This is a genomic window from Nocardia gipuzkoensis (assembly GCF_021183645.1).
Lineage (GTDB): Bacteria > Actinomycetota > Actinomycetes > Mycobacteriales > Mycobacteriaceae > Nocardia > Nocardia abscessus.
Window position 1 is genome coordinate 6,745,280 of the sequence record NZ_CP089225.1, and the last position, 15,569, is coordinate 6,760,848.

General features: G+C 67.2%; 18 protein-coding genes. 13 read left to right on the top strand and 5 right to left on the bottom strand.

The genetic code is table 11. From position 1 onward, the window contains the following. Nucleotides 1–10: 10 nt before the first annotated feature. Together LTT66_RS30820 and LTT66_RS30825 are read left to right on the top strand one after the other, a co-directional pair. Nucleotides 11–751, top strand: a complete 741-nt coding sequence (locus LTT66_RS30820) for a TetR/AcrR family transcriptional regulator C-terminal domain-containing protein (RefSeq protein WP_233062050.1) — start codon at nt 11–13, stop codon at nt 749–751. Between the two features lie 11 nt (nt 752–762). Continuing rightward, nucleotides 763–1,173 (top strand): DUF5994 family protein, encoded by a 411-nt coding sequence (locus LTT66_RS30825; RefSeq protein ID WP_233062051.1) that lies wholly within the window; start codon nt 763–765, stop codon nt 1,171–1,173. Nucleotides 1,174–1,184: 11 nt separating this feature from the next. Here LTT66_RS30825 and LTT66_RS30830 read toward each other — a convergent pair whose 3' ends face one another. Both LTT66_RS30830 and LTT66_RS30835 read right to left on the bottom strand, forming a co-directional pair. Further along, nucleotides 1,185–1,916, bottom strand: a complete 732-nt coding sequence (locus LTT66_RS30830) for a TetR/AcrR family transcriptional regulator C-terminal domain-containing protein (protein ID WP_408638876.1) — start codon at nt 1,914–1,916, stop codon at nt 1,185–1,187. Between the two features lie 250 nt (nt 1,917–2,166). Next, nucleotides 2,167–2,364 carry an MBL fold metallo-hydrolase gene (locus LTT66_RS30835; RefSeq protein WP_332909698.1) on the bottom strand — a complete coding sequence of 66 codons (198 nt, stop codon included), beginning with the start codon at nt 2,362–2,364 and terminating at the stop codon, nt 2,167–2,169. Here LTT66_RS30835 and LTT66_RS30840 point away from each other — a divergent pair. The 5 genes from LTT66_RS30840 to LTT66_RS30860 all read left to right on the top strand — a co-directional run bounded on the left by LTT66_RS30840 (nt 2,329) and on the right by LTT66_RS30860 (nt 7,198). Next, nucleotides 2,329–2,730 (top strand): hypothetical protein, encoded by a 402-nt coding sequence (locus LTT66_RS30840; RefSeq protein ID WP_233062054.1) that lies wholly within the window; start codon nt 2,329–2,331, stop codon nt 2,728–2,730. The two genes, LTT66_RS30835 and LTT66_RS30840, sit on opposite strands and share 36 nt — an antisense overlap. Beyond that, entirely contained in the window at nt 2,730–4,130 is a 1,401-nt protein-coding gene (locus LTT66_RS30845) for a hypothetical protein (protein WP_233062055.1), read from the top strand. Before LTT66_RS30840 ends, LTT66_RS30845 begins: the two co-directional genes overlap by 1 nt. Before the next feature lie 48 nt (nt 4,131–4,178). Beyond that, nucleotides 4,179–5,417: an AAA family ATPase gene (locus LTT66_RS30850; protein ID WP_233062056.1), complete on the top strand. Its 1,239-nt coding sequence runs from the start codon at nt 4,179–4,181 to the stop codon at nt 5,415–5,417. Then, a complete protein-coding gene (locus tag LTT66_RS30855) occupies nt 5,414–6,652 on the top strand; it encodes a vWA domain-containing protein (RefSeq protein WP_233062057.1) in 1,239 nt (412 codons plus the stop codon). The genes LTT66_RS30850 and LTT66_RS30855 overlap by 4 nt, the downstream gene beginning before the upstream one ends. Nucleotides 6,653–6,820: 168 nt before the next feature. Further along, nucleotides 6,821–7,198 (top strand): PLDc N-terminal domain-containing protein, encoded by a 378-nt coding sequence (locus tag LTT66_RS30860; RefSeq protein ID WP_233062058.1) that lies wholly within the window; start codon nt 6,821–6,823, stop codon nt 7,196–7,198. Between the two features lie 155 nt (nt 7,199–7,353). Here the strand turns inward: LTT66_RS30860 and LTT66_RS30865 are convergent, their stop codons facing one another. Continuing rightward, nucleotides 7,354–8,565: a cytochrome P450 family protein gene (locus LTT66_RS30865; RefSeq protein WP_233062059.1), complete on the bottom strand. Its 1,212-nt coding sequence runs from the start codon at nt 8,563–8,565 to the stop codon at nt 7,354–7,356. 281 nt (nt 8,566–8,846) lie between these two features. Between LTT66_RS30865 and LTT66_RS30870 the strand changes: the two genes are divergently transcribed. The 3 genes from LTT66_RS30870 (at nt 8,847) to LTT66_RS30880 (ending at nt 10,944) form a co-directional block, all read left to right on the top strand. After that, complete coding sequence (locus LTT66_RS30870; RefSeq protein WP_233062060.1) at nt 8,847–9,242, top strand: VOC family protein; 396 nt, start codon at nt 8,847–8,849, stop codon at nt 9,240–9,242. Between the two features lie 3 nt (nt 9,243–9,245). Then, nucleotides 9,246–9,614, top strand: a complete 369-nt coding sequence (locus tag LTT66_RS30875) for a VOC family protein (RefSeq protein ID WP_233062061.1) — start codon at nt 9,246–9,248, stop codon at nt 9,612–9,614. A 202-nt stretch (nt 9,615–9,816) separates the two neighbouring features. Next, the gene (locus LTT66_RS30880) at nt 9,817–10,944 is read left to right on the top strand and encodes an ABC transporter substrate-binding protein (protein ID WP_233069453.1); all 1,128 of its coding nucleotides are present in this window, start codon (nt 9,817–9,819) and stop codon (nt 10,942–10,944) included. Nucleotides 10,945–11,083: 139 nt separating this feature from the next. On the opposite strand, the gene LTT66_RS30885 is transcribed toward LTT66_RS30880, so the two are convergent. Next, nucleotides 11,084–11,401: a hypothetical protein gene (locus LTT66_RS30885; protein WP_233062062.1), complete on the bottom strand. Its 318-nt coding sequence runs from the start codon at nt 11,399–11,401 to the stop codon at nt 11,084–11,086. A gap of 572 nt (nt 11,402–11,973) precedes the next feature. Here LTT66_RS30885 and LTT66_RS30890 point away from each other — a divergent pair. Genes LTT66_RS30890 through LTT66_RS30900 form a run of 3 tightly spaced genes read left to right on the top strand, consistent with a single transcriptional unit; the run spans nt 11,974 to nt 14,539 of the window. Further along, complete coding sequence (locus LTT66_RS30890) at nt 11,974–13,158, top strand: NAD(P)/FAD-dependent oxidoreductase (protein ID WP_233062063.1); 1,185 nt, start codon at nt 11,974–11,976, stop codon at nt 13,156–13,158. Then, the gene (sigJ, locus tag LTT66_RS30895; protein ID WP_233062064.1) at nt 13,155–14,051 is read left to right on the top strand and encodes an RNA polymerase sigma factor SigJ; all 897 of its coding nucleotides are present in this window, start codon (nt 13,155–13,157) and stop codon (nt 14,049–14,051) included. The genes LTT66_RS30890 and sigJ overlap by 4 nt, the downstream gene beginning before the upstream one ends. Before the next feature lie 53 nt (nt 14,052–14,104). Beyond that, the gene (locus tag LTT66_RS30900; protein ID WP_233062065.1) at nt 14,105–14,539 is read left to right on the top strand and encodes an ester cyclase; all 435 of its coding nucleotides are present in this window, start codon (nt 14,105–14,107) and stop codon (nt 14,537–14,539) included. Nucleotides 14,540–14,640: 101 nt separating this feature from the next. On the opposite strand, the gene LTT66_RS30905 is transcribed toward LTT66_RS30900, so the two are convergent. Continuing rightward, a complete protein-coding gene (locus LTT66_RS30905; RefSeq protein ID WP_233062066.1) occupies nt 14,641–15,399 on the bottom strand; it encodes a MerR family transcriptional regulator in 759 nt (252 codons plus the stop codon). Nucleotides 15,400–15,569: the final 170 nt, after the last annotated feature.

Below are 15,569 nucleotides of genomic sequence, written 5' to 3' on the forward strand. Positions count from 1 at the left end.
CGTCGAGCCGATGAGCCGTGTCAAGGCCGGACCAAGCGGGTCCGCGGACGCCTCAGCGGACCGCGCCACCCGCGACGGCCACACGGGCAGCCCGCTGACCCGGTCCGCGATGCTGGCGGCCGCCCTCGAGATCATCGATCGCGATAGTGTCGAGCACCTGTCGATGCGGCGCCTCGGCCAGGCGCTCGACCGCGACCCGATGGTGCTCTACCGGCACGCGGCCAACAAAGCCGCACTTCTCGATGGAGTCGCCGAAATCGTGCTCGAACAACTCACCGTCGACCCCACCGACCCGGACTGGCGCCGTCAACTGCGCATCATCGCCCGCGACTTCCGCCGACTGGCCGTAGCCCACCCGAACGTGGTTCCCCTGCTGGTCACCCACCCGCTGTCCACCCCGCTCGGGCTGCGGCCGCTCAGCATCCTGCGGCCGCTGGAACGCACCCTCGACCTGCTCACCCGGGCCGACTTCAGCAGTGCCGACGCCCTGCACATCTACCGCGCGCTGTTCGGATTCCTCTATGGTCACGTCCTCAACGAGCTCCAGGAAATCATCGAACGCCCCGAAGAGACCGACGACGTGCTGCGTCTCGGCTTGTATCGCCTACCCGTCGGCGAATTTCCCTTACTTCGCGGCCTCGCCTCGGATCTGGCCGCCTACGAAGGCGGAGCCGAACTCGAACGCGGCCTCGACATTTTGATCAGTGGTCTCACCGAGACCATGACACCAGCCGCCACGCGGCCGAGATAGGAGCGTCGACCATGACGCCACAATTGACCACAACCACCCCGGGGCGGCCGGTGCCGTCCATCTCTCGCCCGCGGCTCGAGTTCGACGCAGCGGGCACCGGCGGGGTGTGGCGGCCACGCGGCAACGACCTCGTGAGCGAGCTACCGGATTTGCTCACAGCACTCGGAGTCCGGATCGGCCCGATTCATCGAGTGATCTATCACCTCGATGAATGGACCACCCCACCCCGCAAACTCGCCAACGGTGGGCGTCAGGTCCGGCTCGACGGTTACCTGCACAAGCCCGCGCACACCGTCGATGTCCTCGGGGTCAGCGGTGCCAAACTCACTCTGCGAGTGCGCTTCCCGTTCACCGACAACGGCGAAATGATTGCCGCACAGCAATGTTGGGATTCCGAAGGCGGAACTGTCGACGCGGACTGAGCGCCACGCCATCACCCTGATCCAGGCAGCGCGGCGGTGAGGCCGGTGAGCAGGATGTCCAGGCCGCGTTCGAGTTCTGCTTCGCCGTCGTAGGCGGCCAGGAAGGGCGCGAGTTCGCGCAGCAGAGGAAACTCCGCTATCGGTAGCCGATGTAGGCCGAGCCGTAGTACGTCGTCGGTCTCCTCGGGACGCTCCACGATCTCCTGCAACTCGTTGAGAACATGCCCGTACAGGAAGCCGAACACCGCACGGTAGACGTGCAGCGCGTCGGCGCCCGAGAACCCGGCACGGGTGAGCAACTGGAGAATGTCCTCCAAGGGACGGATCACCGCATACGGCCGCAGCCCCAACGGCGTGGCCAACGGCCGGGTCACCAGCAACGGCACCACCTGCGGATGCGCCAGCGCCAGTCGCCGGAAATCCCGGGCGAGGGCCCGCAGTTGCGCCGCCCAGTCCGGGGCGGCGGGATCGACCGACAGCTGCGCCAGCACCAGTTCGGCGACACCGTCGAGCACAGCCGCCTTGTTCGGCACATGCCGGTAGATCACCATCGGATCCCGCCCGACCGCCTCGGCCAACCGCCGCATCGACAGCCCGTCGACACCGTCCCGATCGATGATCCCGAGCGCCGCGGACAGCACGGTCGTCCTGGTGATCGGACCGTTGCCCCGGCCGGTGGCGGCGCGGTCGGGCCGCCGGTTCCCAGAGCGAGAGCTCGGGCGATCGATCGGAACCTCGGCCATCTCGGATGCCTCCCTCGTCATCAGAATCTCCGATGGTGTGACGAGTGTAGACCTACATCGTTGACATCCCCAGTTCAGGGCATCCTGCGTGATCGCGGGACGGGATGTCAGCGGGTTCACCTCCGCTCCCGCTGGCTCGGACTGTGCGTCATGGGGCATTTCGACCATGCCGCCGACTGGCGCTCGAGGGTGCTGACGGGTCGGCAAGCGGAAGGAAGCTGGTGTTGTCCGCGGTCGTGGCCTGCGGGCGTCAGCGTGCCGACCGCTGACTCCGCCACGCGCGCAGCGGCTCGCCCATCAGTACGTCACCGTGGCCGACGCAGACGATATCGACGTCCAGTGCGGTCAACCGATGCGCGGCTGCGTCGACCGCCGTGCTGTCGAGGTTGAATACGCCCGGCATGGTGACACCGTGAACGTCGGCCAGTGTGTCACCGGTGAACAGCACGCGGTGATGTGGCAGATGCAACGCCAGACTGCCCGCGGTATGTCCAGGGACATCGAGGATTTCGGCGCCGCATGGATTTCCCCGCCACGCCACGAGCGCCGGGAGCCCTGGCCTCCAACGAAGAGCTGCCGTTGGCCACCCACCGCCCGAACGAGCTTCCGCTTTGTTGAGCGGTCCACCGATCATCAACTGCAACAGCATGTCTGGGAGAAATCCATCAGCAGCTCGAAACGAGGGGGCGGCCCGGCGAAGCTGCCGCCGGGCTCCCTCGGCTGGCCGGTGTCGGTGCGGGACGTTATGATCAACGCGATGACGACTCATTCTGTTCAAAGATTGGGGGTTCCATTCGTGCAAGGTGAGTGCTGATGCTCACTCACATCGCGAATGGGGACGACTCCCGTTTTTCCTTCTGGCTGCGTGTGCGTGAATTCGCCGTGCCGCCCTCCATGATCGAGACCGCTACCGCCCGCCGTCGCGTGGGGGACTGGGCAGGCGCGTGCGCCGCGGCAGGCTTCGATGTCGATTTCAGTTTGCGGTCGGTGGCGCGTAGCCACGGGCACGAACTCGCGGCTCGAATCCGGACCGATCTCCGCCATCTGGCTCCTGACCTGTTGCGCTGGCATCTGCCCAGGGTTGCTCCGGACGGGTTGTTGCGACCAGGTCTGACCATCGCCTTGGCGCGGTACGACGTGGCACCGGACCAGCGCGGCGGCGCGCATCCCATGCAGCTCGTCGTCCGGACCGCGCCGGCTTGGGCGGATGGCGGTCAGCGAGTCAGCCTCGCGCTGTGGGACGGATCCGCCACCGGGCCCGGAGCCGGCCTCCATCCGCATCCTCGTCCCAACCGGCGTTTCCGCCTGGATCTCCATCGCCACCTGTGGGATGCGCGCAGGGTCGATGAGCTGGGGACACGGTGCGGGGCCGAGCCGCCCGCGGACGATCGCCCGATGCTCGACTCCGAGTTGCTCGCCATGGTGCCGCAGGTCCACCGCTGCGCGGTTGACCGATGGGCGGCCGAGGCGGAGATCCTGCGCCACGCAGAGGGACGGCGTAGCAGTACTTTTGTCGTGCGGTTCGGGGCCCGGCAACGGCTGATTCTGGACGTGGACGTCGACGGTGACGGGCCGCCTGTCGTGCGGATCGCGTCGGGATACCCGATCGGCGACGTCTCCGCGCTGCCGGTCCTGCCCGACGCGGCGACCTGGGTGCTGCCTGATCTGGAACTGATCCGCACCGGCGCGATAGCGGCCGATCGGCTGCATCCGCTGGTCGCCTCGGCACTGGTACCCGACTGCTCGCCGACCGAGGCATCCTGCCTCCCGGACCGGGCAGGTCAACCGCGCGTCGTGCAATGCAGGGGAGAACAGCACCGGATCGGACTGGTCGACGGGGTCTTGTCCGCGCTGGACCACGACCGGGCCGAGATCCGGCGGGAGGAACTGCTGGTCGCCCTGACCGGCACTCCGCTGCCTTGCCTGCGGGCTATTGATGAGGCGCATCGTCGCCCGGACTGTCTTGTCGGCGTCCGGGAGCGTTTGGACCATGGCGACACCGCCGGCGCGCTGGCAATCGTAGAGGGACTGCTCGGTACCGACGCAATACTGCGCGACGGTGCTCTGCGCGACGAACTCGAAACGTCCGCACGACGGCGAATCACCTACGGACTGTTCAGAGCAGGCCTGTCCGAACCCGGAATCGGCCACATTCCCCCGGTTCGCCGTCCACGCGATCGCCGCGCGCACCCGCGCCACGCGGCCTCGCACTGACCCGGCGACTTTCGTCCCACATCCACTCGACCCCCGAGGTGATCACACATGCTTGCTGCTGTCCGCACGTCCCCCTCAGCCCACCCCTCCCAGCTCGACGTCGCCGACGAGTTGCTGACTCTGCTGCGCGAGGTAACCACCGAACCACGTCCCGACACCCAACTGGAAGCCCTGGCACTGGCCGTGGCCGCCGACCTGCCGGTTCTCCTGTGGGGTGAACCGGGGATCGGGAAGACCGCGGCCCTGACCCAGCTCGCCGCCGACCTGGACCTTCCGCTGACCACGGTGATCGCGAGTGTGCATGAGCCGTCGGACTTCTCGGGCCTGCCCATCATCGGAGACGATCCCGCGGAAAACGGCGTCCCGATGGCTCCGCCGGACTGGGCCGTACGACTCGTCCGGGCCGGCCGCGGACTGCTATTCCTGGACGAGCTGTCCACCGCGCCGCCCGCTGTGCAAGCCGCCCTGCTCCGTCTGGTGCTGGAGCGGCGGATCGGCAACATCCGACTGCCGCGCGGTGTCCGGATCGTGGCCGCGGCCAACCCGCGATCTTCGGCGGCCGATGGCTGGGAGTTGAGCCCGCCGCTGGCCAACCGGTTCGTGCACCTGCAATGGACCCACGAGCACGACGTCGTCGTTCGCGGCCTCGGCGGGACCTGGCCCCACGCGACCCTGCCGCGGCTGGCTCCGGAGAAATTGAGCGAGGCAGTAGCTTTCGCACGCCGCGCGGTGTGTGTGCTCCTCGCGGCCCGTCCCGCTCTGGTGCACCAACTCCCCAGCGCTGAGACGCGCCGGGGCGGTCCCTGGCCGTCGCCTCGAAGCTGGGAGATGACACTGCGGCTGATCGCCTTCGCCACCGCGGCCGGCTCATCCCGCGAGGTGCTTTCCCTGCTGGTCCGAGGCACGGTGGGCGATGGGCCGGGCTTCGAACTGCTGGCCGGCCTGGACCGGATGGACCTCCCTGACCCGGAGGCGCTGCTCGCCGACCCGGCGAGCGCTGCCTTGCCCGAGCGAGGGGATCTGCGCCAAGCCGTGCTCGACGGTGTTGTAGCGGCGGTGCGTAAACGCCCGGAGAAATCCCGCTGGGATGCGGCATGGGCGCTTTTGGTGAAGGCTTTGGAAACCGGAGCCCCGGATCTGATCGTCGTTCCAGCAACCACTCTCGCCACGCTGCGCCAGGACCACTGGGACGTGCCTGCGGTGATCGAGCAACTCGCCGGAGTGGTGTCGGTGTCCCAGGAAGCGGATCAGGCAGCCGACCGTGTCGCCGCGAAGGCAGGCCGATGACCGCGACCGCACCAAGGACGCTGGACCGCGACAAGCTCTTCGCCGCCCGATTGCATGCCGCCAGAGCCCGCCCCTACTTGGCGACCGCGCTGTTCGCCCTGTGCGTGGTCGAGTCGCGCCGGGTACCGACGATGGGCGTCGACCGGCACTGGCGGTGCTACGTTTCGCCGGTGTTCGTGGACCGGACTTCGGTGGAGGACCTGGCCGGAGTGTGGGTGCACGAGGTGTCACATCTGCTGCGCGACCATCACGGTCGCAGTGACCGATTCGCCCGGCAACACGACCTGACCGGCCCGGCGGAACGACTGCGGATGAACATCGCCGCAGACTGCGAAATCAACGACGACGCATTCGGTGACGGGCTGGCTCAGCCCGACGACGCTGTCACGCCCGCGTCCTTGGGGCTGCCCGAAGGGGAGCTCATGGAGGACTACCTGCGTAAATTCCGGCTCGGACCGAATACCCAGGGCATCGCCTGGCTCGACTGCGGCAGCGGCGCCGACGGATTGGAACGCGAGTGGGAGCTGGGACCGGACGGCGCCGACGGCCTCAGCGAACAGGAACGAGACGCCGTCCGGTTCCGGGTGGCGCAGGGCATCATCGGCCGTCCGGGCAACGCGTCCAAAGGGTGGCAGCGCTGGGCGGAAGAGGCGTTCCACCCGCCTCAGCCATGGCGCGATCTGCTGGGAGCGGCCATGCGCTCGGCGTTCTCCGGCGCCGGTGCGGGCGAGGACTACACCTATGGCCGGCCGGCCCGGCGCTCCGCAGGGGTGCCCGGCGTGGTGCTGCCGAGTCTGCGGCGAACGCCACCTCGGGTCTCGGTGCTCATCGACACCTCGGGGTCGGTCAGTGACACCGAACTGGGCAGCGCGCTCCTCGAAGTGGCCGCCATCTCCCGCGCCGTGGGCGGCCGCCGCGACCTGGTCACCGTGCTGCCGTGCGACGCGGCGGCGCGGATCGTGCACCCGCTGTGTCGAGCCGAGCGGATACCGCTGGTGGGCGGCGGGGGCACGGACTTGCGGACGGGCATCGCCAAGGCGCTGCGAGCCCAACCCCGGCCCGATGTCCTCGTGATTCTGACCGACGGCCAGACACCCTGGCCGACCAGACGGCCACCGTGCCGGACAGTGGTGGGGCTGTTCCGTCGGCAGCACGCCGCTTCGTGGCGCGAACACGATCCCGATTACGTTCCGGACGCACCGCCCGCATGGGCCCGAGTAGTCGATATCGGGTAGGTGCCCGCCGCTCGGGGACTATGAACGCCGACGACAATCCATCGGCCTCGGTCGCCAGCTGTTCGTTGGGCATGATGTGAGAACGACCGTGCGGCTTGCGGATCGGGCGTCCGAGCTCGAGAATGACGGGTTGATATACCGGGTGGGGAACGCGAGGAGACAATCCAAATGCCATACGCCGTAGTGGGTTTGATCACCCTCGTGCTGTGGGTCTACTGCCTGATCGACGTGATCATGGCACCCGAAGCGGAGATCCGGCAGCTGCCCAAGGGCCTGTGGTTGGTGATCGTGCTCTTTGTCCCCACGATCGGAGCGATTCTGTGGCTGGTGCTGGGCCGACCGCCGAGTGTGCCCGGACGGCCGGGGACCAGCCGATACCCGGAGTACGATCGCCCGGGTCGTTACGTGCCGCAGAATCCGGCTGCCGATGAGGAGTTTCTGCGAGGATTGCGGGAGCGAGCAGAACAACAGCGGCGCGAAGCGCGGCGGCAGGAGCAGCAACGTCAGGCCGAGGCGGAACAGCGCCGGGCGGACGAAGAGCCGTAGAACATATGGCCGCTGCGGCCGCGACCCCGTCACCAGCACCCGGCGACTCGTCTCCGGATCACGCGGACGGCAAGGGAACGGGTCGTACCGGGCCCTGGCGATTGTGGCCCGCGTCAGGGCGCGAGAAAAGGTCGGGGGATGGGTGTGCGCCGGGGTCAGTTCGCGGGAGGCTCGAGCAGCACGGGAAGAGTGAGGGGTCCGCTGGTGATGAACTGCGGGCTGTGCGGGATCAGGGCGGGGTCACAGGCGAGGCGCACGCGAGGGAACGCGTCGAACAGCGCGGACAACGCGATTCGGGTTTCCAGCCGAGCCAGCGGTGCGCCGAGGCAGAAATGCGGTCCGTGACCGAAAGCCAGTTGGTCGTGGTGATCGTGACCGATGTCGAAGACATCGGCGTCGGGATACCGTCGTAAATCCCGTCCGACCCCGGCGAACCATCCGACGATGGCGCCGGCGGGGATGTCGACCCCGGCGATGCTGACATCCCGCAGCGCGTAGCGGTTGAACATCACGCAGGCTGACGAACGGAAACGCAGTGCCTCCTCCACCACATCCGTCCACCGGTCCTCGGCGCGGGCCTTGGCGAGTTGCTCGGGATGGGTGCACAACGCGATGACCGCAGTGCCCAGCAGGTGCACTGTCGTCTCGTGTCCGGCGATGATGACCAGCCACAACGTTTGCACCAGTTCCTCGTCGCTGAAACGGTTCTCGGCGTTGGCCCGCAGCAGGGCCGAGGTCAGGTCATCACCGGGTGCGCGCCGCTTGCGGTCGAGCAGTTCGGCGAGGTAGGCCAGCATTTCCTCCACCGCGGTTTTCGTTTCGTCGCCTGTGCTGGTGTGGGACACGACCGCCGTGGTCCAGCGCCGGATCTGTGCTCGTTCGGCCGCGGGCACCCCGAACAGTTCGCAGATCACGCGCACCGGTAGAGGTGTCGTGAAGTGGGACACCAGATCGACTTCGGTATCGCGATCGCGGAGGTCGTCGAGGAGTTCGCCGGTGATCTGCCGAATTCGTGGTTCGAGCGCGGCTACCCGGCCGGGGGTGAACGCCTGGCCGATCGTTCTGCGCAACCGGCGGTGATCCTCCCCGTCCCTGTTGAGCATGTGATCGATATCGGTCAACGCACGTAGGGGCCAGTCCGCCGGGATGGTTCCATCGTGCAACGCTGGGCAGTTGCGGGCGTTCTTGCTGAACAGTGTGCCGTCGCCGGCGAGGACTTCGCGCACGGCCTGGTGACCGACCGCGAGCCAGGCCGCGACCGCGCCGGGCAACTCGATCGGGACCACCTGCCCCCGGTGGCGGATGCGCTCATAGGTGTCGAAGATGGATTCTCCAGCGGTGGGCAGTTGGATCACGGCTTCGGTCATGTCGTCTCCCAAAATCGCGAACGGGTGGCGCGCACGCAGCCCGGTCGGCTGCGGTGCGAAGTGAGTGTGGACCACGGATCTGCGCTGCTTCGACCGAACCGGAATCCTCTGCCCCAGAACGGAATTTCGCGGAACGAAACCGATGGACGGTGATCGTTCGGGACTCGTTGCGCCCGGACCAGGAGGAAGCAAGGTTTCGGGGAGCCGTTCCAGCCGGACGGACCTCTGTCGGGGATGCGCCGCACCGATGAGTTCGTCGGCCTCGTGTCGTCTTACCGAGTATGACTACACCCACAATCGGCAGTCTGTTGTTGTCCAGCACCGATCCGGCCCGTCTGCGTGATTGGTATGCGGCGGTCTTCGTGCCGAAGGTCGACCGTACGCCCGGCGAGCCCGGCTACGATGTGCTGGACTTCGGCGGTTTCTACGTGATGATCGACAGCCGCGACGACGTCGGGGCGGCGAACCCCGAACCGGGCCGAATGATCCTGAACGTCGATGTGGACGACGCCCGGGCGGTGGCCGGTCGCATCGATGACCTCGGCGGGCGATGGCTGGCCGAGCTCGACGATCGAGACGGCAGCCTGTTCGCCACCGCGATCGACCCTGATGGCAACTACGTTCAACTCATTCAGCTGAGCCCGCAGCATCGGGCTGCGATGACCGAGAGGGGCTAGTGGATGCTCACCGACAGCAACGCGTTCAGTGGATTCTCGGTAGACGACATCGAGGCGGCCAAGACGTTCTACGCCGAGACGCTGGGGATACAGGTCTCCGAGGAGAATGGGATGCTCCAGCTGCACCTCGGCGGTGGAGGCACGGTCCTGGTGTACCCGAAACCGGACCACACACCCGCGACCTTCACCGTGTTGAACTTCCCGGTCCCCGACATCGAGGCGGCCGTCGATGAACTCAACCGCCGCAACGTGCGCTTCGAACGCTACGAATTCGCCGAGCAGGACGAGAAGGGCATCCACCGCGGCGGCGGCCCGCTGATCGCGTGGTTCACCGACCCCGCGGGCAACGTCCTGTCCGTCCTGCAGCAGTAACGCTCCAGACGCGGCACCTCGGAGTTGAGCCGAGGTCGGCGCGGTGAGCTGCGAACCGCACTCCGACCTCAGGCGTCCAGGTCATCCGCCACCATCGCCGCCAGGCAACCCGAGCACAGCACGCCCCGCGTAGTGTCGGTGTGCTGACAGCGAACAGATAATCGGTTGCCTGTCGGCGACGGTGGTGGATGCAATGTCCGGCATGGTCACCCAGGTGCGCACGCCATGGCGAGATGAGAGGAACGCGGAGCGGACTGACGGATCATCCGTCCGGATCGGTGCTCTGGTTCCGCTGACCCGGCCCGGCTGGGTCGAGGCAGGCCGGCACTTGCTCGCAGGACTCGAGCTGGCCGTGCGCGAAGTCAATGAGGCCGGCGGGATCGCCGGAAGACCACTCGAGCTGGTGGTCCGGGATACCGCGGCTGATCCACAGCGGGCCGCGGCGGCCGTGGACGAATTGGCTCACCTGGGCGTGGCTGCCTTGGCGGGGGAGTATCACAGCGTCGTCGCTCGCGCCGCTGCCGCCAGGGCCGACGCCCTCGGCCTGCCGTACCTCTGCTCGTCAGCGGTTCTCGACGCGCTCACCGAACAGCCAACGGAATGGGTCGCGCGCCTCGCCCCGGCGCAGTCCCACGGATGGCAGATCTACGCGGACTTCCTCCTCCGCGCGGGCCACAGTCGAATCGCCGTGGCAGTCGAGTCGAGTGTCTACTGGGCATCCGGGGCCCGCATCCTGCGGGATCACCTCGCGGCACGCGGCGGCACCGTCATCGAACTCGATATGCATGCGCTCGCCCCCACCGCTGTGTGCGACGAACTCGTCGACAATCGCGCGACGGCCCTGATTCTTCTGGTCGGCCACCCGGAGCCGGCAGTGTCGATCGTCAGGTCCGTCCGCCGCGACCAGCGCCTCGCCGAGATCATGATCGGTGCTCCGGCCGGACAACCGGAGTTCGCCGAATGGGCGACGTTGCTGGGCGACGACAGCGCCGCGATCCCGTTCTTGCGCTACCTGCCCGAGCGTCTCAGCTCACTCGGTGCACGAGTCGAGACTGCCCTCCGAGCGCGGCTGGCCGAAGCGCCGTCCTTCGTCGCCTTCGAGGGCTACGACACCGTTGCCGTCCTCGCCGATGTGCTGCGTTCTCACGGCGCGGATCGGGCGCGCATTGCTGAAGCCTGGTCGTGCGTTGCGGTCGAAGGCACCCGCGGGCAGATTCAGTTCTCCCGCACGCCAGGCATCAGCGTATGGCAATGGGCTCGGACGCCCATCCAAGTCGTCGATCGAGATCCGGCGGAACCCGATCGTTTTCGCATCCTTTACGCCAACTGAGAGATCAGGAAGGTCTCCCAGTGCCCAGATCCGCGCAAAATCGGGGCTGTCTACTTTATGGCAAATTCACTGCAATTGTGCGCACCGGATGATGGGCAGTGGGGCGACACGGACGAAGCAGTGATCTGCCGAGACTGAATCAGGCAGCCGGCTGGGGCTGGTTCAGGTCCCTGACGCCGGTGATCGCATCGATGATGTTGACAATGGCGGAGGTGCCGCCGTCGAGGGCCGAGCTGCCCGAGTCGAGCATGGCGGAGCCGGAGGACGAGCCGGCCGAGCCCGTGGACGAGCCGCCGCCGGCCGAACCCGAGGCCAGGGCTGCGGAGCCGGTGGCTGCGGAGCCGGTGGCGGGATCGGCGGAGGCCACTGCGACCGGGCCGAAGAACATGGCGGCGGCGGAGACGGTGCCGGCGGCGACAAGGATCTTGCGAGAGAACATGTAGGGGTTTCCTTCCACAGTTGGATAACGACACCATCACGGCGCGCACCAGCAACGTTAAGAAAAAGAAATCGGCAAAGCCACTTCTCTTATTGTGGGAATGATCACGGTTAATAGTGGGCTAACGACGTATTGTGCCGAGGTAACACAATTTGATCTTTACTCCGGTCACGGATTCGATGATCAAATTCGGTTGTTTCTACGGCGGTGCCGCGTATCGGCATGCGGCAGTGCCGATCTCGCGGCAAATCTTCGATCCCGACATGGCGCAACTCGAGCCGACGACGCGCTCGGCGGCCGTTGGCGGGAGGCGATCCGGCGCCAGGACGACCGCACGCCCGGCGACGTGGTGCTAGAGGTGTCGCGCCTTCGCTGCGGCCTGCGAGCGATGGCCGCAGGACCGGGCTGTTCGTCTGACAGGTCGGTGCCCCTCGCGGAAGAAGGTCTTTGAAATGGAGAGCAGCGCCAGTCCGCCGCCTTCCTGCTATACGGGAAACCAGCCGACCCCTTCGGCCGGGCAAAAGGTGGCAGAGTGACGTACGTCACAGCGAATCGTGTCATGTTTCCGCGACCCCCGGTGTCTCGAGGGCATGACTGAGCACGACACACGCCACAAGGTCGTCGTCATCGGCGGTGGATATGCCGGAACACTGGCAGCCAACCATCTGCGAATACGCACCGATATCGATATCACGCTGGTCAACCCCCGCCCGACGTTCATCGATCGAATCCGGCTGCACCAGTTCGTGTCCGGAACCGGCGATGCGACAGTCGACTACGGCACGCTGCTCGGCGAGGGCATCGAGTTGATTGTCGACAGCGCCGCCCGCATCGACACCGGCGGCCGTATGGTGCAGCTGGCGTCGGGTGGCGCGCTGGACTACGACCACGTCATCTACGCGGTCGGCAGCACAGCGGCGATACCGTCCGTGCCCGGCGCGGCCGAGTTCGCTTTCCCTATCGCCGAATTCGAGTTCGCGCAGCGGCTGCGCGCCGAGCTGTACAAGTCGCCTCTCGATGCTCCGGTCACCGTTGTCGGCGGCGGACCGACCGGCATCGAGACGGCCGCCGAACTGGCCGAACAAGGACGCACGGTCACGCTGGTGTGCGGCGGAACCCTGATGCCGTCTCTGAGCGCGCCGGGCCGCCGGTACGTCGCCAAATGGCTGTCCCGGCAGGGCGTGACCGTGCTCGAGGCCGGCATGGTGAGCGAGGTCCGGCCGGACGCGGTCGTCTTCGCCGGTGGTGCGGTGCGTCCGAGCGCCCTCACCATCTGGACGACAGGCTTCGGCGTGCCGGAGTTGGCGGCTGCGAGTGGGCTGCAGACCGACGCGCTCGGCCGACTGCTCACCGACGAGACGCTGACCAGTATCGACGACGACCGCATCGTCGCGACCGGCGACGCAGCCGCACCGTCGGGCCATCCGCTTCGGATGAGCGCCCAGGCTGCGGGGGCGCTCGGGGCGCAGGCCGCCAACACAGTGCTGAGTAACATCGCGGGGACCGAACCCGCGGTAATCGACCTGGCCCTCATCGGGACGTGCATCAGCCTCGGCCGGCACGCCGGCATCCGACAGCTCGCCCGCAAAGACGACACCGCGGTGAGCCTCTACGTCGGCGGCCGCATCGGTGCGAGGATCAAGGAGGTGACCTGCAAGATCGGGGTAGGAAAGATCCGTCGCGAGGCCCGTGAGCCGGGTTCTCCGAGCTGGCCCAAGGGAGGCCCGCGGCCCGCGCAGCCGGCCGGCGCCGCGCCGGTGGTCACGTCCTCATGACAACCGACGAGCATGCCGAGCGATTCACGGTGCTGCGGCCGCTGCTGTTCACGATCGCCTACGAAATCCTCGGCTCGGCAATCGAATCCGACGACGTGCTGCAGGACAGCTATCTGCGGTGGGCGGAAGTGGACCTGGCGACGGTGCGGGACACCAAGTCGTATCTGGCCCGGCTGGTGACCCGTCAGGCGCTCAACGCCCTGCGGGCCGGTGCGCGCCGTCGCGAGGACTACATCGGCCCGTGGCTGCCCGAGCCGCTACTGCTCGACGAGCACGACGCGGCGGCTGACCTGGTGCTCGCCGAGTCGGTGTCGATGGCGATGCTCGTGCTGCTGGAAACACTCACCCCCGACGAGCGGGCGGTGTTCGTGCTGCGCGAGGTGTTCGGCTTCGACTACGGCGACATCGCCGCGGCGGTGGGCAAATCCGTGATGACGGTGCGCCAGGTGGCACACCGCGCCCGCTCGCACGTGCGGGCGCGCCGCAAACGCTTCGAACCCGTCGACGCGGCGAAGATCGCGCAGATCACCGAGCAGTTCATGACCGCGGCGTCCACCGGTGACACGCAGGCGCTGCTGTCGCTACTCGCTCCGGACGCCATCTGGACCGCCGACAGTGGCGGCAAGGCCCTCGCCGCGCGCCGGCCGGTGGTGGGCGCCGAGAAGGTGGCCGCATTCCTGATGGACCTGTTCCACCGGGCGAGGAAGACACCGAACCTGCGGATCGAGCGGGTCAACTGCAACAGCGCACCCGCGATGGCTGTCTACGGCGACGACCATCTGGAAGGCGTCTTCCTGATCGAGATCCGCGAGGGCAAGATCACCAACTTCTACGCCATCCGCAACCCGGACAAACTCCTCACGGCGGCGGTACCGCGCCAGATCAGCCGGTAGGAAGCCGGCAAGCCGCAGGAAGTGAATATCATGTCGAACCGAGGAGCAACGATATGTCGACAGCTCGAGCAACAAGCAACATAGCGACGTTCAGCCGCCTTCATGACGCCGTCAACAGCGGCGATGCGGAGATCATCTCGAAGACGATCGACGAGGTCGTCGCGCCGGACATGCTGTTCCACGCGCCAGTGCCGATGGATGCGACGGGGGCGCAGGCGCTACAGCAAGTATGGGCCGTGCTCCTGCGCGCCTTCCCAGACATTCACGTCGCGGTCGAGGATGTGATTGCCGAGGGGGACAAGGTCGTCTTCAGGAACACGGTCACCGGGACCCATCAGGGCGAGTACAGGGGCCTGCCGCCAACCGGCAAATCCGTCACTTACAACGAGATTTTCATCGTCCGCTTCGCCGACGGCCGAATCGCTGAGATTTGGGGTGTCGTCGACGTCTTCGCACAAATGCGGCAACTCGGCGTCATTCCGGCCTAGTCTCGTCCGGGGTCGGCACTCGTGCAGGCCAGTCGCTGGTTCTGCCGCATCTCAGCACCGGCGCGCCGGGATCGGCCCATTTCTCCTCGGAGCTGCGTTCGTCAGCTGTCGGACATGACCGCAGTGCCGGCTTCAGCTGCGGTGCGCCGCCGCCCGGCGCGGTGGGCGAGTGCGTCGAGGATGCGTTGCCACGCCGGTGATGCCTCGGAGATCCGGGAAGAGACCAGCTTCAGGTAGCCCGGCCGGCTGCTGTCTCGTTCGTGTTCGATCTCCCAGGCGTCCAGGTCGTCGATGAGCTGGTCCAGGCGTGGATCGTGCGGATCCCAGTCGACTGATTGATCACAGGCGAGATACAGGCGCGTCGTCTCGGGGTCGTCGAGGCCGGCGTTCTTTTCCCGGATCCGCTGCGGCATTGTCCCTGGATCCAGTGCTTGCATCAGGATCCAGGAGTCGCGCTCGAGTCGTACCCTCAATTCACTGACCCCGAGACTGCGCATCCGGTCCAGGATGGCGACCACTTCGGCAGGCAGGACAAGCCGTTCGCCGCTGGCCAATTCGGCGATCCGACGGCGATTCTCGGCGAGCTGGTCGATCTTGCGCCGCAATCCGGCGTCGATGTCGGTGACGGCCGAGGCGAATTCGGCTGGCTGCGCGTGCAGCAGCGCGTCGATTCGGGCCAGCGGAACACCGGCATCGGCGAGTGTCCTGATCCGGATGAGATCCACCGCCGCTTGCGCGCTGTAGCGGCGGTAGCCGGAGGCATCACGCTCGGGCTCGGGCAACAGGCCGACGTGATGGTAGTGGCGAACGGTGCGCACGGTCACGCCGGCGGTCGCCGCGAGCTGACTGATCGTGAGCACCGTCCTCCTCGTCTTCAGAAGTGATTCTGCCGAGTCTAGGGGTGCTCGTGAGGATCGTGTCACCAGCCGAAGGTGGGGGCTGCGCGCAGTCGGGGTGGTTCGACGCTGCCACCGTTTGTGTTCGGCAGTATCGGTTGCCGGGCAGATCGGCAGCGAGCGAGGCGGTGATC

What these genes read in the sequence shown, in the direction of transcription:
- LTT66_RS30820 (WP_233062050.1), top strand. Translation starts at nt 11, where the DNA reads ATGAGCCGTGTCAAGGCCGGACCAAGCGGGTCCGCGGACGCCTCAGCG.
- LTT66_RS30825 (WP_233062051.1), top strand. Translation starts at nt 763, where the DNA reads ATGACGCCACAATTGACCACAACCACCCCGGGGCGGCCGGTGCCGTCC.
- LTT66_RS30830 (WP_408638876.1), bottom strand. Translation starts at nt 1,916, where the DNA reads ATGGCCGAGGTTCCGATCGATCGCCCGAGCTCTCGCTCTGGGAACCGG.
- LTT66_RS30845 (WP_233062055.1), top strand. Translation starts at nt 2,730, where the DNA reads ATGCTCACTCACATCGCGAATGGGGACGACTCCCGTTTTTCCTTCTGG.
- LTT66_RS30850 (WP_233062056.1), top strand. Translation starts at nt 4,179, where the DNA reads ATGCTTGCTGCTGTCCGCACGTCCCCCTCAGCCCACCCCTCCCAGCTC.
- LTT66_RS30855 (WP_233062057.1), top strand. Translation starts at nt 5,414, where the DNA reads ATGACCGCGACCGCACCAAGGACGCTGGACCGCGACAAGCTCTTCGCC.
- LTT66_RS30860 (WP_233062058.1), top strand. Translation starts at nt 6,821, where the DNA reads ATGCCATACGCCGTAGTGGGTTTGATCACCCTCGTGCTGTGGGTCTAC.
- LTT66_RS30865 (WP_233062059.1), bottom strand. Translation starts at nt 8,565, where the DNA reads ATGACCGAAGCCGTGATCCAACTGCCCACCGCTGGAGAATCCATCTTC.
- LTT66_RS30870 (WP_233062060.1), top strand. Translation starts at nt 8,847, where the DNA reads ATGACTACACCCACAATCGGCAGTCTGTTGTTGTCCAGCACCGATCCG.
- LTT66_RS30875 (WP_233062061.1), top strand. Translation starts at nt 9,246, where the DNA reads ATGCTCACCGACAGCAACGCGTTCAGTGGATTCTCGGTAGACGACATC.
- LTT66_RS30880 (WP_233069453.1), top strand. Translation starts at nt 9,817, where the DNA reads ATGGTCACCCAGGTGCGCACGCCATGGCGAGATGAGAGGAACGCGGAG.
- LTT66_RS30890 (WP_233062063.1), top strand. Translation starts at nt 11,974, where the DNA reads ATGACTGAGCACGACACACGCCACAAGGTCGTCGTCATCGGCGGTGGA.
- sigJ (WP_233062064.1), top strand. Translation starts at nt 13,155, where the DNA reads ATGACAACCGACGAGCATGCCGAGCGATTCACGGTGCTGCGGCCGCTG.
- LTT66_RS30900 (WP_233062065.1), top strand. Translation starts at nt 14,105, where the DNA reads ATGTCGACAGCTCGAGCAACAAGCAACATAGCGACGTTCAGCCGCCTT.